General features: G+C 70.4%; 26 protein-coding genes and 4 pseudogenes. 12 read left to right on the plus strand and 18 right to left on the minus strand.

Annotated elements, in window-relative coordinates; translation table 11 throughout:
• The first annotated feature begins 1 nt into the window (after position 1).
• The gene (locus AB0958_RS06920; RefSeq protein WP_366889257.1) at positions 2 to 718 is read left to right on the plus strand and encodes a flavin reductase family protein; all 717 of its coding nucleotides are present in this window, start codon (positions 2 to 4) and stop codon (positions 716 to 718) included.
• 608 nt (positions 719 to 1326) lie between these two features.
• Positions 1327 to 2229 carry an alpha/beta hydrolase gene (locus tag AB0958_RS06925; RefSeq protein WP_366889258.1) on the plus strand — a complete coding sequence of 301 codons (903 nt, stop codon included), beginning with the start codon at positions 1327 to 1329 and terminating at the stop codon, positions 2227 to 2229.
• Between the two features lie 416 nt (positions 2230 to 2645).
• On the opposite strand, the pseudogene AB0958_RS06930 reads toward AB0958_RS06925, so the two are convergent.
• Positions 2646 to 2747, minus strand: a pseudogene (locus tag AB0958_RS06930) (SDR family NAD(P)-dependent oxidoreductase); the annotation flags it as partial.
• An 86-nt stretch (positions 2748 to 2833) separates the two neighbouring features.
• Between AB0958_RS06930 and AB0958_RS06935 the strand changes: the two are divergent.
• Positions 2834 to 3358, plus strand: coding sequence for a helix-turn-helix domain-containing protein (locus AB0958_RS06935; protein WP_366889260.1), 525 nt, complete (start codon positions 2834 to 2836; stop codon positions 3356 to 3358).
• Between the two features lie 36 nt (positions 3359 to 3394).
• On the opposite strand, the gene AB0958_RS06940 is transcribed toward AB0958_RS06935, so the two are convergent.
• From AB0958_RS06940 to AB0958_RS06960, 5 genes and pseudogenes are all read right to left on the minus strand, one after another.
• The gene (locus AB0958_RS06940) at positions 3395 to 3964 is read right to left on the minus strand and encodes a TetR/AcrR family transcriptional regulator (RefSeq protein WP_366889261.1); all 570 of its coding nucleotides are present in this window, start codon (positions 3962 to 3964) and stop codon (positions 3395 to 3397) included.
• A gap of 236 nt (positions 3965 to 4200) precedes the next feature.
• The gene (locus tag AB0958_RS06945; protein ID WP_366889262.1) at positions 4201 to 5505 is read right to left on the minus strand and encodes a DUF3533 domain-containing protein; all 1305 of its coding nucleotides are present in this window, start codon (positions 5503 to 5505) and stop codon (positions 4201 to 4203) included.
• A 364-nt stretch (positions 5506 to 5869) separates the two neighbouring features.
• Positions 5870 to 6046, minus strand: a pseudogene (locus AB0958_RS06950) (XdhC family protein); the annotation flags it as partial.
• 436 nt (positions 6047 to 6482) lie between these two features.
• Entirely contained in the window at positions 6483 to 6977 is a 495-nt protein-coding gene (locus AB0958_RS06955; RefSeq protein WP_366889264.1) for a MarR family transcriptional regulator, read from the minus strand.
• Between the two features lie 84 nt (positions 6978 to 7061).
• Positions 7062 to 7964: a helix-turn-helix transcriptional regulator gene (locus AB0958_RS06960; RefSeq protein ID WP_366889265.1), complete on the minus strand. Its 903-nt coding sequence runs from the start codon at positions 7962 to 7964 to the stop codon at positions 7062 to 7064.
• Between the two features lie 128 nt (positions 7965 to 8092).
• Here AB0958_RS06960 and AB0958_RS06965 point away from each other — a divergent pair, with 128 nt between their 5' ends.
• The 5 genes from AB0958_RS06965 to AB0958_RS06985 all read left to right on the plus strand — a co-directional run bounded on the left by AB0958_RS06965 (position 8093) and on the right by AB0958_RS06985 (position 12958).
• Positions 8093 to 8872 (plus strand): MBL fold metallo-hydrolase, encoded by a 780-nt coding sequence (locus AB0958_RS06965; protein ID WP_366889266.1) that lies wholly within the window; start codon positions 8093 to 8095, stop codon positions 8870 to 8872.
• Between the two features lie 46 nt (positions 8873 to 8918).
• Positions 8919 to 9923: a superoxide dismutase gene (locus AB0958_RS06970; RefSeq protein WP_366889267.1), complete on the plus strand. Its 1005-nt coding sequence runs from the start codon at positions 8919 to 8921 to the stop codon at positions 9921 to 9923.
• A gap of 44 nt (positions 9924 to 9967) precedes the next feature.
• Positions 9968 to 10618, plus strand: a complete 651-nt coding sequence (locus tag AB0958_RS06975) for an NAD(P)-binding domain-containing protein (protein WP_366889268.1) — start codon at positions 9968 to 9970, stop codon at positions 10616 to 10618.
• Between the two features lie 95 nt (positions 10619 to 10713).
• Entirely contained in the window at positions 10714 to 11655 is a 942-nt protein-coding gene (locus AB0958_RS06980) for a hypothetical protein (protein ID WP_366889269.1), read from the plus strand.
• A gap of 40 nt (positions 11656 to 11695) precedes the next feature.
• Positions 11696 to 12958: a multidrug effflux MFS transporter gene (locus AB0958_RS06985; RefSeq protein ID WP_366889270.1), complete on the plus strand. Its 1263-nt coding sequence runs from the start codon at positions 11696 to 11698 to the stop codon at positions 12956 to 12958.
• Positions 12959 to 13529: 571 nt separating this feature from the next.
• Here the strand turns inward: AB0958_RS06985 and AB0958_RS06990 are convergent.
• Positions 13530 to 14294 carry a hypothetical protein gene (locus AB0958_RS06990; RefSeq protein ID WP_366889271.1) on the minus strand — a complete coding sequence of 255 codons (765 nt, stop codon included), beginning with the start codon at positions 14292 to 14294 and terminating at the stop codon, positions 13530 to 13532.
• Positions 14291 to 14602, minus strand: coding sequence for a helix-turn-helix transcriptional regulator (locus tag AB0958_RS06995; RefSeq protein WP_366889272.1), 312 nt, complete (start codon positions 14600 to 14602; stop codon positions 14291 to 14293). The genes AB0958_RS06990 and AB0958_RS06995 overlap by 4 nt, the downstream gene beginning before the upstream one ends.
• Before the next feature lie 80 nt (positions 14603 to 14682).
• Between AB0958_RS06995 and AB0958_RS07000 the strand changes: the two genes are divergently transcribed.
• Entirely contained in the window at positions 14683 to 15708 is a 1026-nt protein-coding gene (locus tag AB0958_RS07000) for a hypothetical protein (RefSeq protein WP_366889273.1), read from the plus strand.
• A gap of 5 nt (positions 15709 to 15713) precedes the next feature.
• Complete coding sequence (locus AB0958_RS07005; protein ID WP_366889274.1) at positions 15714 to 16016, plus strand: ATP-binding cassette domain-containing protein; 303 nt, start codon at positions 15714 to 15716, stop codon at positions 16014 to 16016.
• A 164-nt stretch (positions 16017 to 16180) separates the two neighbouring features.
• On the opposite strand, the gene AB0958_RS07010 is transcribed toward AB0958_RS07005, so the two are convergent.
• Together AB0958_RS07010 and AB0958_RS07015 are read right to left on the minus strand one after the other, a co-directional pair.
• Positions 16181 to 16660 (minus strand): hypothetical protein, encoded by a 480-nt coding sequence (locus tag AB0958_RS07010; RefSeq protein ID WP_366889275.1) that lies wholly within the window; start codon positions 16658 to 16660, stop codon positions 16181 to 16183.
• Between the two features lie 71 nt (positions 16661 to 16731).
• A pseudogene (locus AB0958_RS07015) lies at positions 16732 to 17178 on the minus strand (histidine kinase dimerization/phospho-acceptor domain-containing protein); the annotation flags it as partial.
• A 23-nt stretch (positions 17179 to 17201) separates the two neighbouring features.
• Here AB0958_RS07015 and AB0958_RS07020 point away from each other — a divergent pair.
• Positions 17202 to 17366, plus strand: a pseudogene (locus AB0958_RS07020) (Na+/H+ antiporter); the annotation flags it as partial.
• Here AB0958_RS07020 and AB0958_RS07025 read toward each other — a convergent pair.
• From AB0958_RS07025 to AB0958_RS07045, 5 genes are all read right to left on the minus strand, one after another.
• Complete coding sequence (locus tag AB0958_RS07025) at positions 17319 to 17999, minus strand: hypothetical protein (RefSeq protein ID WP_366889276.1); 681 nt, start codon at positions 17997 to 17999, stop codon at positions 17319 to 17321. The pseudogene AB0958_RS07020 and the gene AB0958_RS07025 overlap by 48 nt on opposite strands.
• A gap of 22 nt (positions 18000 to 18021) precedes the next feature.
• Entirely contained in the window at positions 18022 to 18741 is a 720-nt protein-coding gene (locus tag AB0958_RS07030) for a methyltransferase domain-containing protein (RefSeq protein ID WP_366889277.1), read from the minus strand.
• On the minus strand, positions 18738 to 19244 hold the full coding sequence (locus AB0958_RS07035) for a hypothetical protein (RefSeq protein WP_366889341.1): 507 nt from the start codon (positions 19242 to 19244) through the stop codon (positions 18738 to 18740). Before AB0958_RS07035 ends, AB0958_RS07030 begins: the two co-directional genes overlap by 4 nt.
• A 2-nt stretch (positions 19245 to 19246) precedes the next feature.
• A complete protein-coding gene (locus tag AB0958_RS07040) occupies positions 19247 to 20512 on the minus strand; it encodes a molybdopterin-dependent oxidoreductase (protein ID WP_366889278.1) in 1266 nt (421 codons plus the stop codon).
• Positions 20513 to 20693: 181 nt separating this feature from the next.
• Positions 20694 to 21431 carry a flavodoxin family protein gene (locus AB0958_RS07045; RefSeq protein ID WP_366889279.1) on the minus strand — a complete coding sequence of 246 codons (738 nt, stop codon included), beginning with the start codon at positions 21429 to 21431 and terminating at the stop codon, positions 20694 to 20696.
• 241 nt (positions 21432 to 21672) lie between these two features.
• On the opposite strand from AB0958_RS07045, the gene AB0958_RS07050 reads away from it, so the two are divergent.
• Entirely contained in the window at positions 21673 to 22317 is a 645-nt protein-coding gene (locus tag AB0958_RS07050; protein ID WP_366889280.1) for a dihydrofolate reductase family protein, read from the plus strand.
• A 40-nt stretch (positions 22318 to 22357) separates the two neighbouring features.
• Here the strand turns inward: AB0958_RS07050 and AB0958_RS07055 are convergent, their stop codons facing one another.
• From AB0958_RS07055 to AB0958_RS07065, 3 genes are all read right to left on the minus strand, one after another.
• The gene (locus AB0958_RS07055) at positions 22358 to 22870 is read right to left on the minus strand and encodes a tetratricopeptide repeat protein (protein ID WP_366889282.1); all 513 of its coding nucleotides are present in this window, start codon (positions 22868 to 22870) and stop codon (positions 22358 to 22360) included.
• A 148-nt stretch (positions 22871 to 23018) separates the two neighbouring features.
• The gene (locus AB0958_RS07060) at positions 23019 to 23708 is read right to left on the minus strand and encodes a response regulator (RefSeq protein WP_366889283.1); all 690 of its coding nucleotides are present in this window, start codon (positions 23706 to 23708) and stop codon (positions 23019 to 23021) included.
• Entirely contained in the window at positions 23705 to 25405 is a 1701-nt protein-coding gene (locus tag AB0958_RS07065; RefSeq protein ID WP_366889284.1) for a sensor histidine kinase, read from the minus strand. Before AB0958_RS07065 ends, AB0958_RS07060 begins: the two co-directional genes overlap by 4 nt.
• Between the last annotated feature and the right edge of the window lie 2 nt (positions 25406 to 25407).

The following is a 25407-nucleotide window of genomic DNA, read 5'->3' on the forward strand; positions in this document are numbered from 1 at the left end:
CATGATCATCGACTCCGCGGACCTGGACGAGAAGTCCGCCTACAAGCTGCTCATCGGCAGTGTCATTCCCCGCCCCATCGCCTGGGTGAGCACCCTGTCCACCGAAGGCGTGGGCAACCTGGCCCCCATCTCCTTCTTCACGGTCGTGGGGCGCAAACCGCCCCGGATCTCGCTGTCGATGCAGCCGCGTTCGGACGGCGCCACGCTCAAGGACAGCTTCGTCAACATCCGTGACACCGGCGAGTTCGTCACCAACATGGCCACCCTGCCGCAGATCGAGGGGCTGCATCGCAGCGCCTTCGAGTTCGAGCCCGACGTCGACGAGTTCGACGCGGTCGGGCTAGAGAAGGAACCGTCCGAGGCCGTTCGTCCGCCGCGTATCAAGGGCGCCCCCATCGCCTTCGAGTGCACCGTCGAGCACATCTTCTCGGCGCCCGACGGACTCAACAACATCGTCTGGGCCAACGTGGTGCGCTTCTACATCCGGGACGACCTCTATGTGGGCGGCCGGATCGACTTCGGTGCCATCGCTCCGGTGGGACGACTCGCCGCCGAATACACCCTGGTGAACAACACGTTCGTGCCGCCGCTCGACCCCGAGGTGCTCCAGGAGCACTCCGGACGCCGGATGGAGCGCCTGGACCAGAAGGACACGTACTACTCGCCGATCGACACGCCCGAGTGGTCGCCGTCCGGGTCCACCACGAGCCTCGGCTGACAGGCGTCAGGGAAACAATCCAGCGCATCCATCCGCCCAGCAGCATCGTGGTGCTGCCCGGAGCGGGCGTGGGCGGCGCCGCTCGCAGCGCGCGGTGGAGGCCGGAGCGGCGATGACGTGCCAGCGACAGCAAACGCGGATCCCATCACATGAGGACCGCTCACGTGGCCCATGACACCATGCATGGGCTTGTAAAGGGGCGCCCTCCCACCTACGGGTGTGCCTCTTGGCTGCCCTTCCACCGACCTCCCGCCGGAGCGCGATCATGCCAGATCCCGCAACTCTGCCAGGGCGCAAGCCCTGGCAGGCTGGGCGCGCCGGCAGTCTCCGCAGCACGTGGCGCCCAGGGGCGCGCGCATCACGAGCTGCAACGCTCGAGCTGCCCATACAGGTACCGGTTCCAGCCCAGGCCCGCCCCCAGACCACAACACCGCGACGCAGCACAGCGTCGCCGTGACCCGATACCGGGGCTCTTACCGCGATCTCAACAAGACCGCCCCCGCGCGTCGCGGAATCGGAACAGACACCGCTCAGCCGATCAGACGGCGACGACTTCCTCTGCGCCCGCGATGCCGAACCACGGCACCGCCTGTCTCCGGGACAACCCGATGCCCTCACACATGCCCTCCCACGCCCGTTGGCTCACCGGCGGTTCCTGGATCACGGTGCGCGGCCGCGGAGGCCGGCACCGCCTGTTCGTCCGGCAGGACGGCCCCGAAGACGGCCGTCCCGTCACGCTCCTACACGGCTTCCCCACCTCGTCACACGACTGGTCGCTCATCCTGCCCCACCTCACCGACCTGGGCCTCCGCGTCACGTCCTTCGACCTGCTCGGGTTCGGCGCGAGCGACAAGCCACGCCGCCACACCTACTCGGTGATGGAGCAGGCCGACCTGGCCGAAGGCGTATGGACCCACCTCGACATCGGCGACACCGCCATGGTCGCTCACGACTACGGCGTCACCGTGGCCCAAGAGCTCCTGGCCCGGAACCCCCGCCGCGTCACCCGCATGGTATGGCTCAACGGCGGCCTTTACCCCGATCTGCACCGCCCACTGCGCATTCAGCGTCTCCTGCACGGTCCCTTCGGCCCCCTGCTCAGCCACGGCATCAATCAGAAGACATTCGCCAGATCGATGCGCCGTCTCATGGCACGTCCCGCTTCCGACCAGAACCTGCACGAGATGTGGAATGGCATGGCCCTGCACCAGGGACACCTGCTGGCGCCACGTCTGCTGCGCTACATCGACGAACGCCGCGCCCACGAAGCACGATGGGTCACGGCCCTCGAGGACTTCAACGCCCCGACCCTCTTCGTCTGGGGACCCCGTGACCCCATCAGCGGTGCCCACGTCGCCCAGAGAATCCGTCAGCGCTTCCCTCACGCACGCCTGCAGGAACTCAACGACCCCTTCCCGGTCGGCCACTACCCACAGATCGAGGCCCCTGACGAAGTCGGCTCTCTGATCGGGAAGTTCCTCAGCTCGCCTCGCGGGCTCGTGTGCGACTAGCCTGCCGGCGCCGGCCCTTCCCCGAATGCCTTGCAAAGGCCGAGGGCCGGGTCCGGCCAGGCGGACGCGACGGTCGCTGACGAGGCCGGACAAGAAGACGCGGCCGGCTCCTGACCTGATCGGCCGCGGCGTCCACTCCAACCCCACCCCGGCGCCAAGCAAGTCGGGGACAAGACCTACCTCCCGACAGCCGGGAGCGGGTTCCACCTCGCCTGCCGACTGGACCTGGCCACCCGTGAGGTGTTCGGTCACGCGGCAACCCGGCTGCCTCACACATGGGGACCGCGGAGAGTCCTGGTCCCTGCTCAAACAGGTTCTCGGCGCGGACACGGCCCGACCGGGCTCCGTCCGCGCCCAGATCCTCGCGTTCCCCGAGACGTTCCACAACCGCCGCCCTCTGCGCAAGCAGGGTTCTCGGCAGCTACGCGGCTTGTGCCGGCCACGTCGAAACCCGCGGCGACCAGTTCGAGCGCGGTTTCCTTCCCGATACCGGATGACGCGCCTGTCACGAGTGCCAACGACCGATTCTTCGTCGTCACAACTCCGCGCCCACCGAGAAACCGACCGCTTTCCCCTTGCAGGGCTCAAGCGGGCAGATGGCGGCATGGACAGGATCAGCGTGCGGGACAGGCGCGAGAGCGCCATCCGCGCGGCGATCGCCGAGTTCGCGATCACCGGTTATTACGGCACCTCTACCGCGGCGATCGCCAAGCGAGCAGGCGTCTCGCAGCCGTACCTCTTCCGGCTCTTCCCCGACAAAAAGGCGATCTTCGTCACCGCATTGACGCGGAGCGCGGAAGACACGCGCCTGGCTTTCGAGAGGGCGGCCAACGGGGTGGAGAGGGGCGCGCCGGCCTCTCGCGCCATGGCGAGCGCTTACACGCGGCTGATATCGACGCGCCCCGAAGCACTTCTGATGCAGATGCAGGGATACGCCGTCGTGACGGCCACCGGGCCACAGGGCGACGACCTGATCGGCCGCGACGTCCGGGCGGCCTGGATGAGGATCTGGGAAACCGTGCTTCTGGCGCTGGGTGCCGATGCCGACCGGACTGCACGTTTCTCTGCCTGCGGCATGCTCGGTAACACGCTCACCGCCATCGGCCTTCCGCCGGGCGCGGGAAAGTAGCCAGGAGGCCAGGATGCCTTCCGGAAGGACGAGGCGTCAGCGCACGCCTGCCGCATCCAGCAGGGTGACCACCGTGGGGGCGATGAGTCCCGTCAGGGTGTCGGCTCCGATCCCGGCGCGGGCGCCGGCGCCATCGAAGACCAGGATCAGCTGCCGGGCCAGCAGATCGGGGTCGCTCGCGCCGCCACGCTCGGCCTCGGTGCGGAAGAAGGCGGTCAGTTCCGCCTTGATCCGGTGTGCCACCCGGCTCGCCGGGTGGTTCTGGTCCTTGAGCTCGATCTGCACAGCCAGGTACCGGCAGCCTCGGAAGGCGGGCGCGCCCGCCTGCGACTCCAGTTGCCCGAAGACGTGCAGGATCCGCTCGCGGGGGGAGCGGCCGTCGTCCGCCGGGGGCAGGAGAGTGGCCACGAAGGGGGCAGTGCGCTCCTCCAGGCTTGCTGCCAGCAGGTCGTCCTTGCTGTGGAACAGCTGGTACATGGAGCGCTTCGACACGCCCGCCGCCTTGCACAGCGCGTCGACGCCGATATTGACGCCGTCCTGGTAAGTGAGGGTGGCCGCCGCCTCCAGCAGGCGCTCTCTGGAAGTTGACTTCGCTTCGGTGGTCATGTCGTGAGGTTAACTCGAATCGGACGCGTTGGAAACCGATCGGTTTTCAGTGCTGCCAGGAGGCGACCGGCGCCTTCCGGACACTGAAGTCCGCTCAGAGGCTCGGCGACGGTCCCGGGGGCGAAAGACCGTCGCCGAGCCCTGATGGTGTGCACGCCCCTCGTCCCCACGGGGGCGACACACACGGGGCCACTCCGCACAACGGCCCCGTCCTGGGAGATGCGGAAGGAACTCCGCTACACCGGGGTGGCGTTCTTCTCGGGGCCCGTCTCGGCGGGGATGCGGTGCAGCCCCTTGCGGTCGTACCACCCCAGCACGCCGAAGCCGAACAGAGCGGCCGCCACGAGGCCGACGGCCATCATGACCCAGCCCCGGGTCAGGCCCGCGTCGCCCTGCGCGCCGTAGTAGAGGATGGAGCGCACTCCGCCGGCGATCTGCCGCAGGGGCTCGAACTCCGCAAGGACGCGGTAGAAACCGGGCAGCGCCTGGATCGGCGTGGTGGCGTTGGCCGTCGGCACCGCCATGCCGATGAAGACCAGCGTGGCCACCAGCATGCCGGGGGTGCCGAACACCGCGAGGAGGGTGAGAGCGCCGATCCCGGAGACCGCGATGGCGCACACCGAGTACAGCCACAACAGCGGCAGGTGGGAGGCGTCCATGCCCATGATGCCGACCGCCCCGACCATGACCAGGGTGCCCATCAGCAGGGACAGGGCCGCCATGAGAGTGCTGCTGATGGCGAGGGTCTGCACCCGGGTCGCCCGGATCAGCGGGCGGTGCAGGCGCAGCGGACCCAGGTCGTTGTGGGTGTAGCCGAGGGTGTGGTCCACCTGGCCGCTGATGACGTTGGCGGAGAGCATGCCGACGACCACGAGGGCAAGCGCGTAGTAGAACGCGGTGAGGCCCAGGCCGCTGTGCGAGTCGAGGGGATGACCGTCCTTCACTGTGACGGCGGCCGGATCGGCGAGCAGGACGCGTGCCGCGGCGGGCAGCTTCTTGTGCACGGTTCCGATCCGGGCGGTCAGTTCCTTGCCGATGTGGAGCGAGGCACTCTCGGCGGCCTGCGTCGTCGCGACCCGCGCCAGACTGGAGCCCAGGCTGCCCGCGGACTGGTTCGTCAGCACCGTCAGCGCCGGGCGGACCGGGGTTTCGGCGGCCGTGGTGCCGGTGCCGGTCAGGGCGGCGACCGAGGACGTGAAGCCGGCGGGCACGACAAGCGCACCGTACAGCTTGCCCTTGCCGAGGTCCTCCTTCACCTCCCGCTCGTCCATCACCTTCCAGTCGACCTTGCCCCCTCCCGCGGTGGACTTCTTGATCGAGCCGGTGATCTGGGCTCCCAGGTTCACTCGCTTGCCGCCGACCTTTGCTCCCTTGTCGGCGTTGACCAGGCCGACGGGCAGGTTCCTCATGTGGCCGGCCGGGTCGATGTTGGCGCCGACGTACAGCACGGAGAACAGCAGCGCGAGAACGCCGGTGATCACACCGCTGGCGATCCACAAGGGTTTCGCGCGCAGCACGCGGAAGGGGTGAATTCCATTCATGACTTACTCCGGCCTGGACAACACAGCTACATCAGGAGAAGACCGGACGGCACCATCGCCGGACCGGGAACCTGGGGACTCAAAACCCTTCGGCACACGAAGGCAACCGTGGATCACGGTCTCGGCCGCCCCCCATGAGGAAACCGACCGGTTTCCCGTCAATAGTAAACCGATCGTTTTCGTTATTCAAATCGACCACCGCCGCCCCCGGGACGGCCCCGTCCTGATCACGGGCTGTCGGCATCGAGGCGGCCACGCCGGCCCGGACCGGGCTCAGGGTGTTCTGGTGCTCCTGACCGTCGGCTCGCGGTCGCGCCACGCGGCCACCCGCCCCGATCGCGGCCGGCCGGCATTCTTCAGTGGCGTGGTGGATCGGTGTGTGCGAGTCGCTCAGGGGCAGCCCTGTTCCGCCGTGGCGGACGGCGACGATCTCGGCGGCGATGGACAGGGCGGTCTCCTCGGATGTGCGGGCGCCGAGATCGAGGCCGATGGGTGAGTGCAGGCGGGTCAGTTCGGCTTCGGTCAGGCCGATGTCGCGGAGCCCTGCAGGGCCGGGGAGAACCCGTGCGACCAGCCGCAGTAGGCATCGAAGGCATAGACGAGCTGCATCGAGAACCTCGGCCTAGGGGTGGGGTGCTCGCCTGGCGCGAGCGGTTCACCGAGAACAACAGTACCTGACTAGTCAGACATTCCCGTGTTCGACTGTCAGGCGATACACCTTGCTCCACGTGTCGGCGCAGCGCATGAATCCAGCACGAGCCCGGAGTCGGGGAGTGACCAAGCTTGCGACCATTCGGACGCATCTCGCCTTGGGGTCGCGCTGACCGCGCGGAGAAGATCGCCGGGAGCAGGCCCACAGCCAGGATGACGTGCGCCATGACGCGGGGGCGCAGGTCGATGAGGTGCTGAGCGGCTTGGAGGTCGTCGCCGGTGCAGCGACGCATGCGGGGAGGGGCCTCCGGGACGGCCCACAACCCTCAGGGAAGCCGGGGCAGTGTGTCCCGTGCCGCGTGACTCAGGATGCGAGGGTCTTCGGCGAACCGGTCCCGGTCCTCCACCGGGAGGGGCGCCAGGAAGTAGCGCCTGATGTTCTCGACATGGATTCGGGACACGGAGACCGTGGTGTCCTCGCCAAGCGGCGTCAGGCGCACCAGCCTCCCGCGCCGGTCACCGGGATCCTCGACGCGTTCGACCAGGCCGGCCGCCTCCATACGGTCCACCAGACGCGTGGCGCCACCTGTCGTGAGGACCTGCTCCTGGGCGACGGCCCGCATCGACAGCCCCGGCTCCCCCGCCCTGCCCAGGATGAGCAGCACCTCGAACATCAGATGGCTGATACCGCAGTCCGCCTCCAGAGCCCGCCCCAGGATGTACTCCAGCCGGTTCGCGGCCCCCTGCAAGCGCCCGAAGGCCATGATCAGCGCGTTGTTCGCGGCGTCGCTCGACGTCGAGATCTCCGCATGCTCGTCCACGCTCCTGACGCCCCTTCCCATTCCTGCTTCCATCCGCCCACCGATCGTGCCGCACCGGCTGAGCGGCGGGTCTGCCCGACTTGGCTACCGGCCCTGGGCGAGCCGGAACGCGCCGGGCGTCGCACCGGTGTGGCGGGTGAAGAACTTGCCGAAGTTGGTGGGCTCGGGGAAACCGAGGCGGCGCGCGATGGTCGCCACCGGCTCGTCGGTGTGCGCCAGCAGCCGCCTGGCCTCCAGGGCGACCCGGCCGTCGATGACGTGCTTGACGGGTTGTCCGGTCGCGGCCGTGCAGGCTCGGGTGAGGGTCTTGACGGTGTAGCCGAGGCGGTGGGCGTAGTCGGCGGCGCGGCGGGTGGTGGCGTAGGAGCGTTCCAGTTCGGCGCGGAAGCGGGCATACACCTCGCCACCGGCGTGCGGGTCGGTGCCGCTGTCGGGGTGGGGCAGCCGGTCGATCTGCAACAGCACGGTGGCCAGAAGGAGTTGGAGGATCTCCGGCGAAACGGCCTGCCCGGTGCGGTCGTATTCGGCGCGCAGCTGGCCCAGCAGGGCGGACAGGACGGCGTACGCGGGGTCGGCGCCCAGTTGCCAGCACGCGGGGCCGTACCACTCGTTCACCAGCCTCTCGGCGCTGCTGAAGTGCGGCGGAAAGGCGGGCGTGAAGAGGAGGTGCGTGCCATTGGTGGTTCCGGGGTCGGCGAAACGCTGTACCTGGCCGGGCCGGATCCACATCAGGGTCCCGGGGCGGCAGGGATGGGTCACGAAGTCGATCGCGTGCGCCCCGTTGCCCTCGGTGATCAGGGTGAGGGTGTGGAAGTCCACCCGATGGACCGCGTCGGGCCGACTTCCCCGCCGCCGACGCCGTTCGTGCAGGGTGGCGAGATCGACGATCTCGAAGCCCGGAACGCGCTCCTCGGGCGGATTGAAGTCGAGCCGGGGAATCGCACCTCCCCGGGAGGGATCACCGCCGTCCAGGCCCGGGGGAACCATCACAGTCTCCAGATGTCCTCGATTCACCATGCAGGGTCTTCAGCGTATCTCGTCTGCCTGCGGTTTCGCGGCGAGAGTGGAGGTCGTCAAGGCGACGCAAGGCCGCCTCCACCGCAAGGAGTTTCCCCATGAACGGCACGGTCACGGTCCTCGACAAGGGCGCGGTCCGCATCCACAGCTACATGTCCCCGGCGGACACCTTCCACGCCACCACGCAGCTGATCGAGACCCCGGCCCGGATCGTCGTGATCGACGCTCAGCTGAACCCCGCCTACGCCGACGAGGCCGTCGCCTACGCCAAGGGCCTCGGCAAGCCGCTGGACCGCCTGATCATCACCCACGCCCACCCCGACCACTACAACGGCGCCGACCGCTTCGGTGCACCGGTCCACGTACTGCCCCAGGTGCGTGAACAGATCGCCGCGCGCCCCGCCGCCCAGCTGCCGAGCGGCGTGGTCATACCGGCCACCGACCTGCCCTCCAGTGTGGACATCACCCCGGGCACCGAGGTCATCGACGGCGTCCGGTTCGTCTTCGAGGCCGTCTCCGGCGGAGAGGCCGCCGACGAACTCCTCGTGAAGCTGCCCGAGCAGGGCGTCCTGGTCGCTCAGGACCTCGTCTACAACGACGTCCACCTCTACCTGGGCAACAACGACATCACGGGCTGGCAGCAGGCCGTCGACGCTCTGGCCGCCGAGACGGGCTACGACACGATCCTCGCCGGCCACGGCCTGCCCGCGGGGCCGGAGGTCTACGCCGGGATCCGCCAGTACCTCGCCGACGCCCGCGAACTGCTCGGCGACGACGGCGAGGCGTACAAGAAGGCGATCGTGGACCGCTACCCCGCCCATGTCGGCCCGTTCATCATCGACATCGCCAACCGGTCCCTGTTCGGCGCCGGTCACTGAGCCTCCGACCCCCTCCTCCACTCTCGCCCCTTCAGGAAGACCTGCCATGTCAGTCCCTCTTCGCCGTACCCGTGCCGCAGCCGTCGCGGTGGCCTCGCTTCTCGTCCTGGGCGGCGCCGCCCAGGCCCTCGCTGCCCCCGGCGGCGACCTGCCTCACACGCGCCTCCCGCACCACCGAGGTCACCTGCCCACCAGCTACACGATCCCCGGCGACAAGACCTACCCCGAGGGCATCGCCCGCCAGAGCGGCACGCCTTTCTTCTACGTCGGCAGCACCAGCGACGGCACCATCTACCGCGGCGACGTCCATCAGCGCGCGACCCAGGTGTTCCTGCCCGGCGGCCAGGACGGGCGCGTCTCCGTCGCCGGGATGAAGACCGACCGGGCGGGGCGGCTCATCGTCGCCGGCGGCGCCACCGGCAAGGTCTTCGTCTACGACATCAGCACCCGCACTCTGCTGCACGTGTTCGACACCGGCCGCACCGACACCTTCCTCAACGACGTCGCCCTCGCCCCCAACGGCGACGCCTACATCTCCGACTCGATCCACCCGGCGCTGTGGCACATCACCGCCGCCGAGCTGAAGAACGAGAAGGTCCAGCAGCCGCTGCAGGTGGACGTGGACCTCAGCAACTCCCCGATGGTCTACGACGACGGTTTCAACGGCAACGGCCTGGTGGTCACCGGCGACGGCCGCTACGTCCTGCTCGCGGACTACAACGACTACGCCTTCTACCGCGTCGACCTGCGCACCCATCGGGTCGTCCCGATCAACCTCGGTGGCGCCAGGGGCGTCTCCGGCGACGGTCTGCTGCTGCGAGGTCACACCCTGACCGCCGTCACCGAACTCGATCATCCCGAGGGCCAGATCAGCGTCCTGAAGCTGAGCCACGACTACACCAATGCCGAGCTCGTGCGCACGATCCACGGCCACGGGATGCACAGCCCCTCCACGGCCGCCGTCGATGGCCACGACCTGCTGATCGTCAACTTCCAGTTCCAGATCGCCGACCCGAAGCTCCCGTTCAACGTGGTCCGGGTCCACGTCTGACAGGCACTCAGGTACAGCGCAGGACAGGAAAGGACACCACTTTCATGCAGATCACCATCGTCGGTGCCGGCAACATGGCCCGCGGCATCGCCACCCGCGCCCTGGCGGGCGGACACAAGGTCACCGTCACCGCCAAGGACCCCGGCAAGGCCGTACGACTCGTCGACGAACTGCGCGGGCGGGCAACCGGCGAAGGCCGGATCGCCGCCGCCGACGCATCGGCCGTGGACACCGCGGACATCGTGGTGCTCGCGGTCCCCTTCGACGCCGCCAAGGAGCTCGCCACCGCCTACGGAGTACGGCTGACCGGCAAGGTGCTGATCGACATCAGCAACCCCGTCGACGCCTCCCTCGACGCGCTCGTCGTCGCCCCGGGCACCTCCGCCGCCGAAGAGATCGCCGAGGCCGCCGCACCGGGCACCCACGTCGTGAAGGCGTTCAACACCACGTTCGCCACCACCCTGGTCGCCGGACAGGTGAGCGGGACTCCGCTCGACGTCTTCATCGCCAGTGACGACGAGGCCGCCCGCAGGCAGGTCGCCGACCTGGTCACCTCCGGCGGGCTGAACCCGGTCGACGTCGGCGCCCTCAAGCACGCCCGCGAGCTGGAGGGCTTCCAGCTGCTGCACATGGCCCTGCAGATCCGGGAAGGCGGCCACAGTTGGGCCAGCACGGTCAAGATCGTCGCCCCCTGAGCGCCCGGCCGCAACTCCTTCGCCCCGCTGCCGGCCCGCAACCCGCACGGGCCGGCGGTGAACCGTCACCGATCCCCCACCAGGAGGACCAACCCATGCACCTGCGCACCTCCCTGACCACGCTCGCTGCCGCCGCGGCCCTGCTGGCCTCCGCGACCACCGCCAGCGCGGCCACCGAGCCTCTCACGGCACCCCGCATCGCCAACCACTTCGACCTGGCGGCCTCGCAGCAGCCCGAGAACATCACCGTCGACCACGCCGGAACGGCGTATCTGACCTTCTCCTTCGCCCGGCAGATCGTCCGCGTCACTCCGGGCGGCCGCCCTCGCGTCTTGACCACACTTCCCGCCCCGGCCAAGGCGAGCACCCCCAACCTGGGCAAGGCGTTCATCAGCGGCATCGCCCGCGCGGACGACGGAACCCTCTACGTCACCTACGCCACCGGCACGGCCGACCTCACCGGCGTCTGGGCCGTCCGTCCCGGCAGCCGGCCGCACCGCATCGCCGCCCTGCCCGCCGACGGCCTGCCCAACGGTCTCGCCCTGGACCGGCGCACCGGCAGGCTGTACGTCACCGACTCCGTGCACGGCGTCGTCTACCGTGTTCCCGTACGGGGCGGCGAGGCCGTCGTCTGGGCCAAGGGCGAGGCCCTCGAGCCGAGCTCCTTCGCCGGTGCCAACGGGATCAAGCTGCACCACGGGGCGGTGTGGGCGACCAACCTCGACAAGGGCACCGTCCTGCGCATCCCCGTCACCGCACGCGGCACGGCCGGCCCCGTCCAGGTCCGCGCCACCGGCATGCCGTCCATCGACGACTTCGCCTTCACCGGCCACGGCGACACCCTCCTCGCCGCACGCGACGACAACCAGGTCGACCTGGTCCGCCCGGACGGCACCCACACCGCGGTCCTCACCGCGGCCGACGGCCTGCAGACCCCCACGTCCATCGCCATCCACGGCCACACGGTGTACGTCCCCAGCGCGGCGTACCTCACGAACAAGGACCCCAACCTCCTCGTCACGCACCTCGACCGCTGACGCGCACGCTCCACTCGCCCCCGAAGCCCTGGAAACGGACATGCCCGAAACCCCTCAGGCCGGCACCGCCGTCTCGGAAGACGTGCCCCGCCTTCCGACGCCCCGCCGTCTGTCACTCGTCCTGGTCCTGGGCTCCCTGACCGCACTCGGCCCGCTCACCATCGACCTCTATCTCCCGGCCCTCCCCCAGGTCAGCGCAGACCTGCACGTCTCACAGACCGTCACCCAGCTCACCCTGACCGCCTTCATGATCGGCATAGCGGTCGGTCAGCTGGTCCTCGGTCCACTCAGCGACACCTTGGGCCGACGACGGCCCCTCCTGACGGGGTTGACGGTGTACGTCGTGGCGAGCGCCGTGTGTGCCCTCGCCCCCGATCCTGCGGTGCTCATCGGCATGCGCCTGGTCCAAGGTCTGGCAGGCGCCGCTGGCATCGTCATCGCCCGGGCCGTCGTCCGCGACCTGTACGACGGGCTCGCCGCCGCCCGCCTGCTGTCCTCGCTGATGCTGGTCTCCGGCACGGCACCGATCGTCGCCCCCGTGCTCGGCGCCCAACTGCTACGCCTCACCTCATGGCGCGGCGTCTTCGTCACCCTCACCCTGCTGGGCCTCGCCATCGTCGCCGCCACTGCCACCCTGCTCACCGAGACCCTGCCGACCACACATCGACGGCACGGTGGGCTGACCACCACGCTGCGCACCATGCGCGACCTGATCCGCGACCGCCGCTTCACCGGCTACCTGCTCACCGGCAGCCTAGGCTTCGCCGCCCTGTTCGCCTACATCGCCGGCTCGTCCTTCACCATCCAACGCATCTACGGCGCCTCCCCGCAGACCTACAGCCTGCTCTTCGCCGTCAACTCGATCGGCATGGTCGTCACCGGCCAGCTCAATGGCAAGCTGCTGCTCGGCCGCTTCCCCTCGCACCGCGTCCTGGCAACGGGCCTGGCCGTACTCGGAGCCGCCGGCACCACCCTGCTCCTCCTGGTCACCACCACACACGCGGGTCTGCCCTGGATCGCCACCACGCTGTTCTTCACGGCCTGCCCCGTCGGCATGATCCTTCCCACCACCACGGCCCTGTGCCTCCAGCGCGCCCCACACGCGGCGGGCAGCGCCTCCGCACTACTGGGCACCACCCAGTTCCTCATGGGCGCCCTCGCACCGGCCTTGGCCGGTCTCGGCAGCCAGGGCACAGCCCTGCCCATGGCCACATCGGTCCTCGGCCTCGCACTGGCCGCGTCAGGCAGCTTCCTCGCCCTCTGCCGCCCGCGGAGGCCCACTGCGGACCCGCTGGCGCGGTGAGCCAGGCGCCCCACGAACTCGCGGCCGAGACGACAGAAGGAGCCGACGGCGAACGTTCGTCCGCAAGGCAATCTGAGAGCCTGCCAACCTGCGCGCTTCGACGTACGAACCGGTCCCCCGAGACGACGACCTGACGGCACGGCTGTACGCAGGTGCCGTGCGGCGTCGGAGGCGTTGTTCGCGGAGCGCGACCCGTTGGCACCGTGGGCGCTGCGCCCGTTGACGACCGCACCTCTGCGCGTCGCCGCACTGTGACCCCGCCGCCCCAAAGGAGTTTGGCACTGCTGGAGACCGACGGCTTGAGGGCCGGTGTTCTGGTGTGGCCAAGATTCCTTGCCACTCGCCACCGGGCGCACTGTCACGCAGGTGGGGCTCCCGCTGCGCATCGAACGGCAAGGTCGTCTGGGCCGAACAGGACCTGCCCTCCGTCGCCGTCGCACGGTGACCCCCCGAGCGGCGGCACGCGTCGGCGGCCGGTCGGCAACCGCCCGGCGACGCGGATCCGCCGCCTCGGCGGCCTCCGCCGGGGTAAGACCGGGAAAGGCCGGGAAAGGCCGAGGAAGGGGCGGGCCTACGACCTCTTCTGTCGTAGATCGTGGCCGGCACTGATGGCCGCGGCGGCCAGGAGGCCCAGTGCCGTGCTCTCGGCCAGGGACCCCGGGTGGGGGACGGTCCGGACGGCGGCGAGGAGGTTCTGGCTGGCGGCGAGGGCCAGTCCTGCGCCCATGTGCAGAAGGGCCGTCGACAGCCGGCGTGTGGTCGGCAGGTGGGCGATGCGGGAGATGCGGGCGACAAGAACACACAGGCGGAGTGCGACGAACCCGAGCATGAGCCAGTAGTAGGTGACCGCGACGACGTCGGCCAAGCCTGTGAGGTGTTCGGCCATGCCGCTCCATGCCATCAGGCACAGGATGACCAACGCGGTGACGGGGGCGGCCAGGGTGCGGACCGCTGCGGCGGTCAGGCCACAGAGGGCCTCGCCGCTCAGCGGTGGAAGCGGTGCGGCGAGGGCGATGCCCAGCAGGAGCGGGATCAGCCACAGACTGGTGGCGGGGTGGTGGGGGTCGGCCGTGAGGATGGTGGAGGGTTCGGCTGAGCGCAGCAGCAGTCCGGTGGCCGCGGTGAGTACGAACAGGGCAACGGTCAGGACGCGGCGGGTCTGGCCGGTGAACGTCTCGGGCCAGTCGCCGGGGTGCAGCCACAGCCGCGCTGCCCCCACGAGGGTGTCGGGCCAGGAGCGGATTCCCGATGCGGACACCTCGTTACGGATCTCCTCGCCCCATCGCTCGCACACGGCCGGTGGGTAGAGCCGGGTCAGCAGGGTGGCCGCGTTCATGCCGGGGTGATCCCGAGTGCGCGCAGGCCGGCGGCGGAGATGCGGGCCATCTGCTGGAGCTCGGTGCGCAGTTGGTCGCGGCCCGCGTCCGTGACCTGCATGGTGCGGTGGCGTTCCTGGGTTTCTGCCGACTGGTCCGCAGGCTGGATCAGTCCGCGTGCCTCCAGCCGGGAGAGTGCTCCGTAGAGACTGCCGGGGCCGAGTTTGCGGCCGGTGAGTTCTTCGATCGCGGTGTTGATGGCGTATCCGTGCAGCGGGCCGTCCGCGAGGACGGTCAGCACGAGCATCTGAGCGTCGTTGCTGTGCATGGGTCTCCTTGCCTCCGCCCACATAGTACGAGGCGCGTTACTACTTGTCACGTAGTACGAGACGCGTACTATGGCGCCTCATGGAAGCCATGGAGGAGAACGGCCGGGTGTCCTCGGCCGTGGTCAGGGGGAGCCTCGCTCTCGCCGTCGTGTTCGAGGCGTTGACGGTGCTGGAAACCCAGGACAAGACCGTCAGGGCCGCCAGCCCGTGGCAGGACGACCCGTACGACGTGATGGTGTCCCTGGCTCAGTTCACGGTGCCGATGCTCGCGCTGGTCATCGCCTTACGGCTGTTCGCTCGGCGGGCGTCGGGGGGTGGGGACCGGGAGCAGCAGACGGTGCGTGCGGCGGGGGCGATGGTCACGCTGGTCGGGCTCACGGTGGTGTCCGAGTGGGCCGCGGTCATCGCCAGGACGTCCGCCTCGTCCTCGGGGACCTGGGCATCGGTGCTGATCGGGGGGCTGGTCGTCAACTCCCTGCTCACCGCGGTGGCGGCGGTGTCGCTCGGGCGCTGTCGCCGCCCGCGCCGCTCGGCCGGCGGTTGGCGGAACGACTGGCTCGGCGACGCCGTCTTCCTCTGCCGACGAATTCCCGTACTGCGGCGCTGGGTCGGTCCGGACGCGACGGTCTGGGTGCGCCGTCGCGCGATGACGGTGTTCGTCACGCTGAGCACGCTGGCCGCGGCGGCCCTCACCGGTGTGCAGGCCGTCGGCGAACGCTGGACGGACCCGCTGCTGATCGCCTGGTTTCTGGTCGTCGCAGCGACCTCCAACCTCGCCTTCTGCGTGATCAGCAACGCGGTCGCCGGATTCATCGCACGGCCGCCGCGCGCCCGGTCCCGCCGTATCGCCGAGGCATCGGCCGTCGCCGGATGCGTCGCGATCAGTGTGGCGACGGCATTCCGCGACGCGCTGTGGGCCGTGTTCGGGACGGGATCGCTGACGTCCGTACCGGCTCTGGCCGCCCTCACACTCGGCGCCGGTCTGGTCACGTCCCTGGTCACGGCTGCTCTGCTGCTCGTGTGCTTCCCGTACGACTCCTCCGGCCTGCGCCGCCGCTTCGGCGCGGCCGCCACCCACCTTCGACGACCGGATATGCACCGGTGAAAGGCGTGACGACGGAACCGTCCACAGCGCGGGAACAGGCGACATCGACGATCTGCGCCCGCGAGCTGTCCAGACGGAACGGACGCAGGCAGGCCGTCAGCGGGCTCGGCTTCACCGCGGAAGCCGGCCAGATCTGCGCGCTGCTCGGCCCGAACGGAGCGGGCAAGACCTGCGCGATGCGGATGCTGGTCGGCCTCTCGCCCCCGGACACCGGCAGCGCGAGCATCCTGGGCGAGCCGGTCGGCTTGGGCGCGGACGTGCTGCGCAGGGTCGGCGTTCTCACCGACGGCCCGGCGTTCGCAGCCTGACCGGTGGTGTGGGCCCGCGCGGCGTCGACCATGTTCCGGCGGTGGTCGAGCGGCGGAACTGTGGTTTTTCTCCCCACCACACTGCGGATTCCGGCGTGGTGCGCTGCTGCAGCGTGGGTGCCCCACCCCCGGGCAGAGGGTGGGGCACCCCTGCTCTGAGGGGATCAGCCGATGCGGTAGACGGTGACGGTCACCTCTCCGTCCGGGCCGGGGATGGTGTACGCACCGGGGCCGTGGAAGAGCTCGCAGCCCTGGGCGAGGATGTCGTCGGCGTTGTAGCCGGTGTCGTCCTCGCCGACGTAGGCGCACACCTCGGTGATCAGGTGGTCGGCGAACCTCTGCGTGACGCCGGCCTCGGGGTAGCGCGGCACGGTGGGGGTGTTGATGTCCAGGTCCGGGTGTTCCCACAGGGTGGTCTGCCGGGGGCCGAAGTCCTTCACGAAGACCCGCCCGTAGGGTTCGGGCAGGTTGTTGTCGTCCTTCTCCTGGGGGTTGGAGAACTCGATCGAGTAGGTGACGAGCCCACCGGGGTACCGCGCCTGCGCAGCGGACTGTGCCTGAGCCGCTCCGGCACTCACCACTCCGGCCAGCAGCAGGCCCGTAGAGGCGACGGCCGCCAGCCGGCCCATGGACGTCGGACGCATCCCTGATCCCCTTTCACTCAACGTAGTCACTCGACTACGCTCCGAAGATGGGCGGGGTCATACGGCCGATCCCCGCCGAGTGCCATGGGCACGACCTCGTCCAAGTCGGTCTCGCGGATGACGGGGGTGACGGTGCCGGTCTGGAGGCGGGACATGTCGAGCAGGTTGCCGACGAGGTGGTCGAGCCGGTCGGCGCCGCCCTCTATGGCCTGGAGCAGTTCCGTCCGGTCGGACCACTCCACGTCGTCGGAGCGCAGCGAGGACACGGCGGCCTTGATGCCGGCGAGCGGGGTGCGCAGGTCATGGCTGACGGCGGCGAGGAGCGCGGTCCTTATGTTGCCCTCGGCCAGTTCCTTGGCGCGGTCGGCCTCGCGCCGGAGGCGCTGGCGGGCCAGGACGACGGCGGCCTGGGCGGCGAACGCGGCCAGTACCCGGCGGTCGGAGGCCGGCAGCACGCGGCCGCGCAGGGACAGCGCCATGTGGTCGCCGACCGGTACGTCGACGTCCGCGTCCTCCGGATGCTCGGCGGGCCGACGTGGGCACCGAGTCCGCCGACCAGGTCTGCCGGCAGCTCCGTCGGGACCTGATCGTCGTCGAGACCGCGGCACTCCAGCGCCTCTACGACGATCACACCATCAGCGACACGACCCGACGGCGGCTACAGCGGGGGCTGGATCTGGAGGAGGCGCGGTTGGCGGACACGTAGGGGTTCGTGGTCATCTGCGGGTGAGTGGGGCCGATCGCGCCGTTCCTCGCGCCCCCCGGGCAGGTTGAAGCGGAACTCCGCCAGCCGGGGCCGTAGCCCCAGCGCTGCCAGGACCATCGCCGCGCACAGGAGCCCGCACGCCCACGGCAACAGGCCGTCCACCTCCGACCGGCCCTCCTCGACCGATGACGTGAAGTGGGCGCGGTTGATGTCCGCCACCTTGTCCAACGCGGACATCCACGCCCCGAAGTGCGCGTTGGACGTGTCGGGCTCCCACCCCGTCCAGAACTCCACCGCCTCCTGTTCCTTCCCGGCGGCCGGCAGGGCGCGGATCTTCCGGTCGTCCCGCTGGTAGACGGCGTACGTCTGGACCGTCTTCTCCGCCGCAGCCCGTTCGCCGGGGAAGGTGATGTTGTCCAGCTCGCGGCGGAAGTCGCCCGTGAAGCGCAGGTCATGGTGGTCGGTCTCGTACGCCTGCCAGGTGGCGGCCGGTTCCGAGTCGTACGTGGCCGGCGTGGCCCCCTTGAGCCGAGGCCGTCGCGGAGGGCTGGGGCAAGGCGCAGGCCGAGTCGCTGCGCAAGGCGCGTACGGACACGGTCGCGCTGCGTCTGCTGGACTGGTGCTCTCGGGCACGGACCCGCACGTCAGAGCACCGTCAGAAAGGGTTTCGTCGCGGTGAGGGTTCCGTCAGGGCGGTCGCGGGCTGGTCCTGGTGGGCGAGGGCGGCGAAGCAACGGTGTCCGCTTGTCCACTGGTCGGTGACGGTGAGGGCGAGGTCGGCGACGATCCGGTGGAGCGCCGGTCGTCCGAGCCGCGCCCAGGGAAAGGACGGACCGCCCTGGCGCCGGTGGTTCTCGAACCGGGCGGTGCAACGCTCTTCGACGTCATCGGGGTCGACCTCGACGACGAGGTTCCCGGTGGGGGCGATGAGGTCGGCGCAGCGGCGCAGCAGGCCATGAGGGTCGCCTCCGATGCCGATGTTGCCGTCGATGAGCAACACCGTCTGCCAGCGTCTCTCGGCCGGCAGCCGGTCGAAGACCGACCGGTGCAGCGCGAGCCCGCCCAGCGCGGTGGTCAGTGCGACGGCGCGAGGCGTGATGTCGACTCCGAGGGCGAAGACTCCCCGGCTCAGAAGCGCTCTGCACATACGGCCCGGACCGCAGCCGATGTCGAGGACTGGGCCGGCACAGCGTTCCAGCACGGTCGTGTCGGCGGCTGTGGGCCGTTCGTGCCAGCGGTGTACCGGCATCCAGATGCGGCGCCCGTCGTCCAGCCGTAGGTACACCGGGTCCCGGCCGGGTCGCAGAGCGAGGGCGTAGGGGTCCTCGTCGGGGTCCTCCTCGGCGTCGTACAGGTCGTCCTCGTCCGTTGTCACAGTGCCGTGCCCGGTCCGGCAGGGGGTCGGCTCGCGTCGTCGCCGGGCCGGCGCATGCGGCGCAGTCGCGCGGCGAAGGCGACCGCGGAGGCCGCGAAGAGCACGCCGGTGATCGCCAGCCAGCGGCCGAGGTAGACACTGTCGGACAGGCCGGTGTCACCGGGGTAGGGCTCCGCCAGACGGAGGACGAGGGGGAACCAGACCAGCAGGAGCAGACCGGACAGGAAAGCGGGAACCCGCAGGTGGTTGATCCACCGCACCGTCGGTCCGTCGGCGGCGTCGGCTCGGTGCCGCAGTACGGAGAGGGCCGACAGGTCGGCCAGTGCGTACAGGGGCAGCAGGATGAGGTCGTGGAGGACGGCCGCGCCGACGAACCAGATCGCCACCTCCCAGGGCTGGACGGCGAACAGGCGCACCATGGCGTAGCCGGTCAGGGCGAACGAGGCGATCAGGACGAGCAGGTGCAGCGGTCCGGAGCCGTACCAGCGGACGAATCGTGCCATGGTCACGCCCTGAAGGTGAGCCGGTGAACCCACTTCGTGTTGTTCACACCGGGGTTGGCCGGGACGATGACGCGGGCCGGGTACCCGTGGTCGAGCGAGAGGTCCGCGCCGTTGACGCGGAGGGCGAGCAGCGCTCGCGGGTCGCGGATCTGGTTGCCGCGCAGCACCACCCTGGTGAAGGGGCCCGGCGGTTGGATCGACTGGACCAGGACACTCGCGGCGTCGGGCAGGCCGGCCAGGGCGGCGAGGTCGGACAGCCGTGGACCGCTCCAGTACTGGTCCTCGGTGGACCATCCCTCCACGCAGGCGATCGGCAGGGCGGCGGCGTGCTGGGGCATCGCCAGGAGCTGCTCGCGGGTGAGGATCCGCGGCGCTCCGCGTCCGTGCACCTCCAGTCGCCAGGTGGGGCCCACGAGCGCGGGGGTGATGCCGACCTTCGCCGCCGTCTTGTTGATCTGGAAGCCGTTCGGGCCGCTGCCCGGATCCCGGTTGTGCGGTGCGAGCAGTGCGGTGCCGCGCAGCCACCCGCCGATGCTCTGTCCGGCGGTCACGACGAGGAGGAGCAGCGATCCCGCGCCCACCATGCCGAGTGCGCCGCGGCGGGACATCGTCGGCGGGGCGGGGGCGGCCGCCACCAGGCCGTCGGGGTCGGGGGGTTCGGGCACGGTCTGGGCCAGGCCTGTGCGCAGTTCGGTCCTCAGGCTGCGCGAGCGCAGAGCCCGGGTCATCCGCCCGAGTCTCAGCCACGCGTGGACGACGAAGGCGGCGATGAACACCCAGGCGCCGTAGAAGTGCAGGCGGTAGAACGAGCCCGGGAAGACGTAGTAGAGCTGGATGTTCAGGATTCCGGTCACGAACTCGAAGATGACGCCGCCGACCAGCATGAGCAGGGACAGCCGTTCCAGGCCGTGGGCGACGGAACGTACCGGCAGCCATGCGAACAGCTTCGGGATCACCGACCACAGCTTGGCCAGCAGCACCGGTACGAGGACCACTCCCAGCGTCACGTGGACACCCTGGAGCAGCCGGTAGAGCCAGTAGGGACGCGTGGGCCAGCTGAAGAGGTAGAAGCCCAGGACACCCTTGCCGGGTGTCTCGTCGTTGAGGGGGCTCAGGTCGGGGTTGTAGGCGGCGTAGGAGAGCAGCCCGGTGAGGAACAGCAGCGGAATGCCGATCAGGAGGATCAGGCCGAATGCCGAGGTCAGCCAGGGCCCGCGGATCGGACTGCGCCAGAATCCGGGGCGGAACGGTCCCGGGGGCGGGGGCATCTGACCGACGCGCCGCGCCGCCGTACGGGTACGGGCGGCCGCCGACGCCGTCGCAGCCGCCGCACCGGCCCGCACACGCCTCAGCCGCTCCCGTACGCGCCTGCCGTCCGGTCCCCGGCGCGCCGGCCCACCGCGTGGGGCCGAACCCGACGGCCGTCCGCCGCCTGCCGTCGGCATCCCGCTACCGGTGCTCGGGGTTTTCATAGTCGCGGCGGCAGCCGGCGTCCCAGGCGGTGCGCTGGTTGCCGTAGGCGGGAATGCCGCCGAGGTCCTTCAGCGCGCGGGCCAGGTGCAGCAGGTTCCAGGTCATGAAGGTGGTGTTGCGGTTGGTGAAGTCGTTCTCCGGGCCGCCCGAACCGGGATCGAGGTACGACGGTCCGGGGCCGGCCTCGCCGATCCAGCCGGCGTCCGCCTGCGGCGGGATCGTGTAGCCCAGGTGCTGGAGGCTGTAGAGGACGTTCATGGCGCAGTGCTTGACGCCGTCCTCGTTGCCGGTGATCAGGCAGCCGCCGACACGACCGTAATAGGCGTACTGACCCGCCTCGTTGAGCAGGCTGGAACAGGCGTACAGGCGTTCGATCACCCGCTTCATCACCGAGCTGTTGTCGCCCAGCCAGATCGGGCCGGCCAGCACGAGGATGTCGGCCGCCAGGACCTGCCGGTACAGGTCGGGCCAGGCGTCCCTCTCCCAGCCGTGCTCCCGCATGTCCGGCCACACCCCGGTGGCGATGTCATGATCCACGGCCCGGACGACGTCGACGTGCACGCCCTGCGCGTCCAGGATGGCGGTGCTCCGGTCGATCAGCCCCTCGGTGTTGCTCGTCTCCGGCGAGCGCTTCAAGGTGCAGTTGAACACCAGAGCACGCAGGTCGTCGTACCGAGCCGGCGGCGCGTCGGTAGCGGGCGACGAAGTAGTCACACAGTCCTCCCGGAGCCCTGCCGCCGCACGGTGCACGGCGACTCGTCCACTGTGGCCAGCCTCGATGTCGGCCGCGGCAGCCGCCACCGCAAGGCCTCCGAATGGTTCCGGCGGTGCTGCGGGATCCGGCGTTTTCCGGAAGAAGTCGCGGGCCGCTGTCGATCCGGCCTCGTCCCGTTCGACGTCATGATGTGCGGCGCCTCGCCGCACGGTGACGCGACCCGACCTGACGAGGTAACACGTGGAACAACTGCTGAAAGTCATGAACTTCAACGTCTCGAGTGACGGTGTCGGTGCCGGTGAGCACCAGAGTCTCGAGCGGCCGTTCGGCCTCGACCACCCCGAGCGGCTGTTCGCCTGGGCCGGGGCCACGGCGAGCTGGCCCATGCGCACGGATCCCGGCGGGAGCCGGGGCCTCGACGACTACTTCACGCGGGACTTCGCGCGCAACATCGGTGCCGAGATCATGGGTCGCAACAAGTTCGGGCCCCAGCGCGGTCCCTGGCAGGACCACGAATGGCACGGCTGGTGGGGGGAGCAGCCCCCGTTTCGCACACCGGTGTTCGTCATGACCCACCACGAGCGCCCGTCGTTCACGCTCTCCGACACCACGTTCCACTTCGTCGACGGCGACCCGGCCACCGTCCTGGAGCGCGCGCGGGAAGCGGCGCAGGGCAAGGACGTCCGACTCGGGGGTGGGGTCGCCACCGTCCGGCAGTTCCTCGACGCCGACCTCGTCGACACCCTGCATGTGGCGGTCTCACCGGTCAGCCTCGGGTCCGGACTCCGGCTGTGGGAGTCCCCCGACGAGCTGCTCGACCGGTTCCATCTGGAGCTCGTGCCCAGCCCGAGCGGCGTGACGCACCACCTGTTCTGGCGAAGGTGAGGTCAGGGCCACCCGGGCCGACGTGCGGCGTGGACGCCTCCTATTCGGGGCGGCCGTCGGAGAGCCACTGGGCGAGGCCGCGCAGGCCGACCGCCCACCGTCCGAGGTCGGTGACCTCGGCGTGCTCGGTGACGACGGTGAGCAACTCGGCCACGGCCTCGTCCGGCCGACGGGCCTCGTTGAGGGTCAGGGCGCGGAAGACGCGTACGGAGTCGGAGTCGGGGAACTCCCTGCGGGCCCGGTCCAGCACCGCCAGCGACTCGTCCAGCTCGCCCAGCCACCTCAGGGTGCTGGCGTACTGGCACAGGCACCGGCGCAGGACGTCACCGTCGAGGCCGAGGGCGAGCGCCCGCTCGTAGTAGCCGCGCGCGGTCTCCTCCTGTCCCGCGGTGTCGTAGGCGCCGCCCACCTCGTACACGAGGACCGGGTGGTCGGGGTGCTCGGCGAGCAGCGCCTGGAAGTAGGCGATCGTCGGCGCCATGTTCGCCCGGTCGCGCCGGTCGTGGCCACGCTGGATCGCCTCGGCCAGTTCGGGTGTCACTTCGGTCGTCACTGCTGTGCCCCCACGCCTGCGAGTCTGAAGATCGACTCACCCTAGCGGAGCCCCGCCCGCGGTGACCGTCGCCGTCGTCGCCACCGTCGTCGCCACTGTCGTCGCCACCGCTGTCGCCGTTGTCGTCGTCACCGTCACCGTCGCCCGGTCAGTGCGCCGCGCGGTAGCGGTGCTCGGGGCGTCCGGTGGCTCCGTAGCGCAGTTCGAGCCGGACCATGCCCTCCTTGACCAGGTAGGAGAGATAGCGCTGGGCCGTGGCGCGGGAGACGCCGGTGCGTTCGGCGGCTTCCGCGGCCGACAGCGCGTCGTGCGCGGCGCGCAGGGTCTGGTGCAGCAGGGCGAGGGTCGGCGCGGAGTGGCCCTTGGCGGGGACGCGGGGCACCGCGGGCGGGCGGGCCGCGCTGAACAGGGCGTCCACGTCGGCCTGGTCGGTCTCCGGCACCGCCCCGAGGGCGTCCATCCGGTGCTGGAGCTCGCGGTAGGCGGTGAGCCGTTCGGCGAGGTCGGGCGCGCCGAAGGGTTTGACCAGGTAGCCGACGGCGCCGAGTTTCATCGCGATCCGCACCGAGGTGATGTCCCGGTCGGCGGTGATCATGATGGCGTCGGGGCGGTTCCCGCCCTCGTCCCCGCTCAGCCGGCGCAGCACGTCGAGTCCGCTGCCGTCCGGCAGGAAGATGTCGAGGAGCAGCAGGTCCGGGCGGAGGTCGTGCACCGCGTCCAGCGCCGCGCCCACGGTCGCCGCCTGTCCCACCACCTCGAAGCCCTTGACGCGGGACGCGTAGTCGCAGTGGATGCGGCTGACCCGGAAGTCGTCGTCCACCACCAGGGTCCGGATCACCAGCGGTCACCTCCCATGCTGCCGTCCGGCGCGCCGACCGGCACCGGCCCGGCCGTCGTGAGGAGGGCGTCCGGTGGGGCCGGGGCGATGCCGGGCACGGGCAGGGTCACGGTGAAGACCGCACCCGGCCCCTCGCTGACCGTGATCGTGCCGCCGTGCCGCTGCACCAGCCGGTGGACGAGCGCGAGGCCGAGCCCGCGCCGCGCGGTGCCCCGGTCCGGGCGGGTCGACCAGCCGTCCTCGAAGATCGACTCGATGGCGCCCGGCGGGATGCCGGGCCCGGTGTCGGCCACCTCCACCCGTACCGCGTCGACGGCCTCGATCAAGGCCAGCCGCACCTCGGGGCCACCCGGCCGTGCCGGGGCGGACGCCGTCGCGGATGCGTCGATCGCGTTGTCCAGCAGGTTGCCGACGATGGTCAGCAGCCGGCGCAGATGCGGCGGGTCCTCGCCGAGGGCGGAGTCGTCGCTGAGGACGATCCGCACCCCGCGTTCCGCGGCCACCGTGGTCTTGGCGACGATCAGGCCCACGAGCAGCGGGTTGCCGATGCGTTCCCGTACGGATTCGGCGAGCGCCTGCTCGGCGCCGGCCGTCTCGACGGCGAACTCGTAGGCGGCCTCGTGGTCGCCGATGTCCAGCAGCCCGGCCATCGTGTGCATCCGGTTGGTGAACTCGTGCTGCTGGGCGCGCAGCGCGTCGGTGAGCCCGCGCACGGAATCCAGTTCGCGCAGCAGCCCGATGAGCTCGGTGCGGTCGCGCACGGTGACCACGGCGCCCAGTTCACGGCCGTGCAGGGCCACCGGCATCCGGTTGACGACGAGGCAGTGGTCGTCGGTGAGGACGCTGATGTCGCTGCCCGCCACGGTGCCGTCCAGGGCACGGCGCAGCCGCCCGTCCGGCAGTACCTCCGCCAGCGTGCTGCCGAGCGCGGTGCCGAGGCCGAGAAGGTCGCGGGCCTCGTCGTTGACCACCGTGATCCGGCCGTCGGGGTCGAAGGCGACGACGCCCTCGCGGATGCCGTGCAGCATCGCCTCCCGGTCCTGGAGCAACCCGGCGATCTCCTCCAGTTCCAGTCCGAACGTCGTCCGCTTGAGCCGCCTGGCCAGCAGGAACGCGGCCGCCGAGCCGAGCGCGACGGCGATGGCGCTGTACAGGCCGAAGGTGGGCAGCTCGCGCCACAGCTCGCCCAGCACATGGTGCTCGGTGATGCCCGCGGACACCTCGCCGACCAGCTTGCCGTCGGGCCCGTACAGCGGGGCCTTCCCGTTGGCGGAGCGTCCGAGCCCGCCCGGGTCGGTGCCGACGTGCGACCGGCCGTCCAGGACCACGATCGGATCACCCGTCGCCACGCCGATCAGCGCCGGGTCGGGGTGGGAGTGGCGGATGCCGTGCAGGTCGAGCACGACGACGTACGACGCGCGGGAGGCAAGGCGAATCCTTTCGGCCACCCGCTGCACCACATCGCCGCCGCCCCCGCGCCCCATGGCCTGCCGGATCTGCGGGTCGGCGGCCGTGGTCCGCGCGATGGCCAGGGCCCGCTGCTCGTAGGCGCGGTCGAGCTCACCCCGCTGGGCGAAGGCGAACAGCACGAAGCCGATCAGCCCGGTCAGCGCCAGGATGACCAGGTGGTTGGCCAGGATCCGCGCGGAGAGCCGTCCCTTCCCGCCACGGCCGACCGGGATACGGACGGGTTTCACCA

It is taken from the genome of Streptomyces sp. NPDC006655 (assembly GCF_040703965.1).
Taxonomy (GTDB): Bacteria; Actinomycetota; Actinomycetes; order Streptomycetales; family Streptomycetaceae; genus Streptomyces.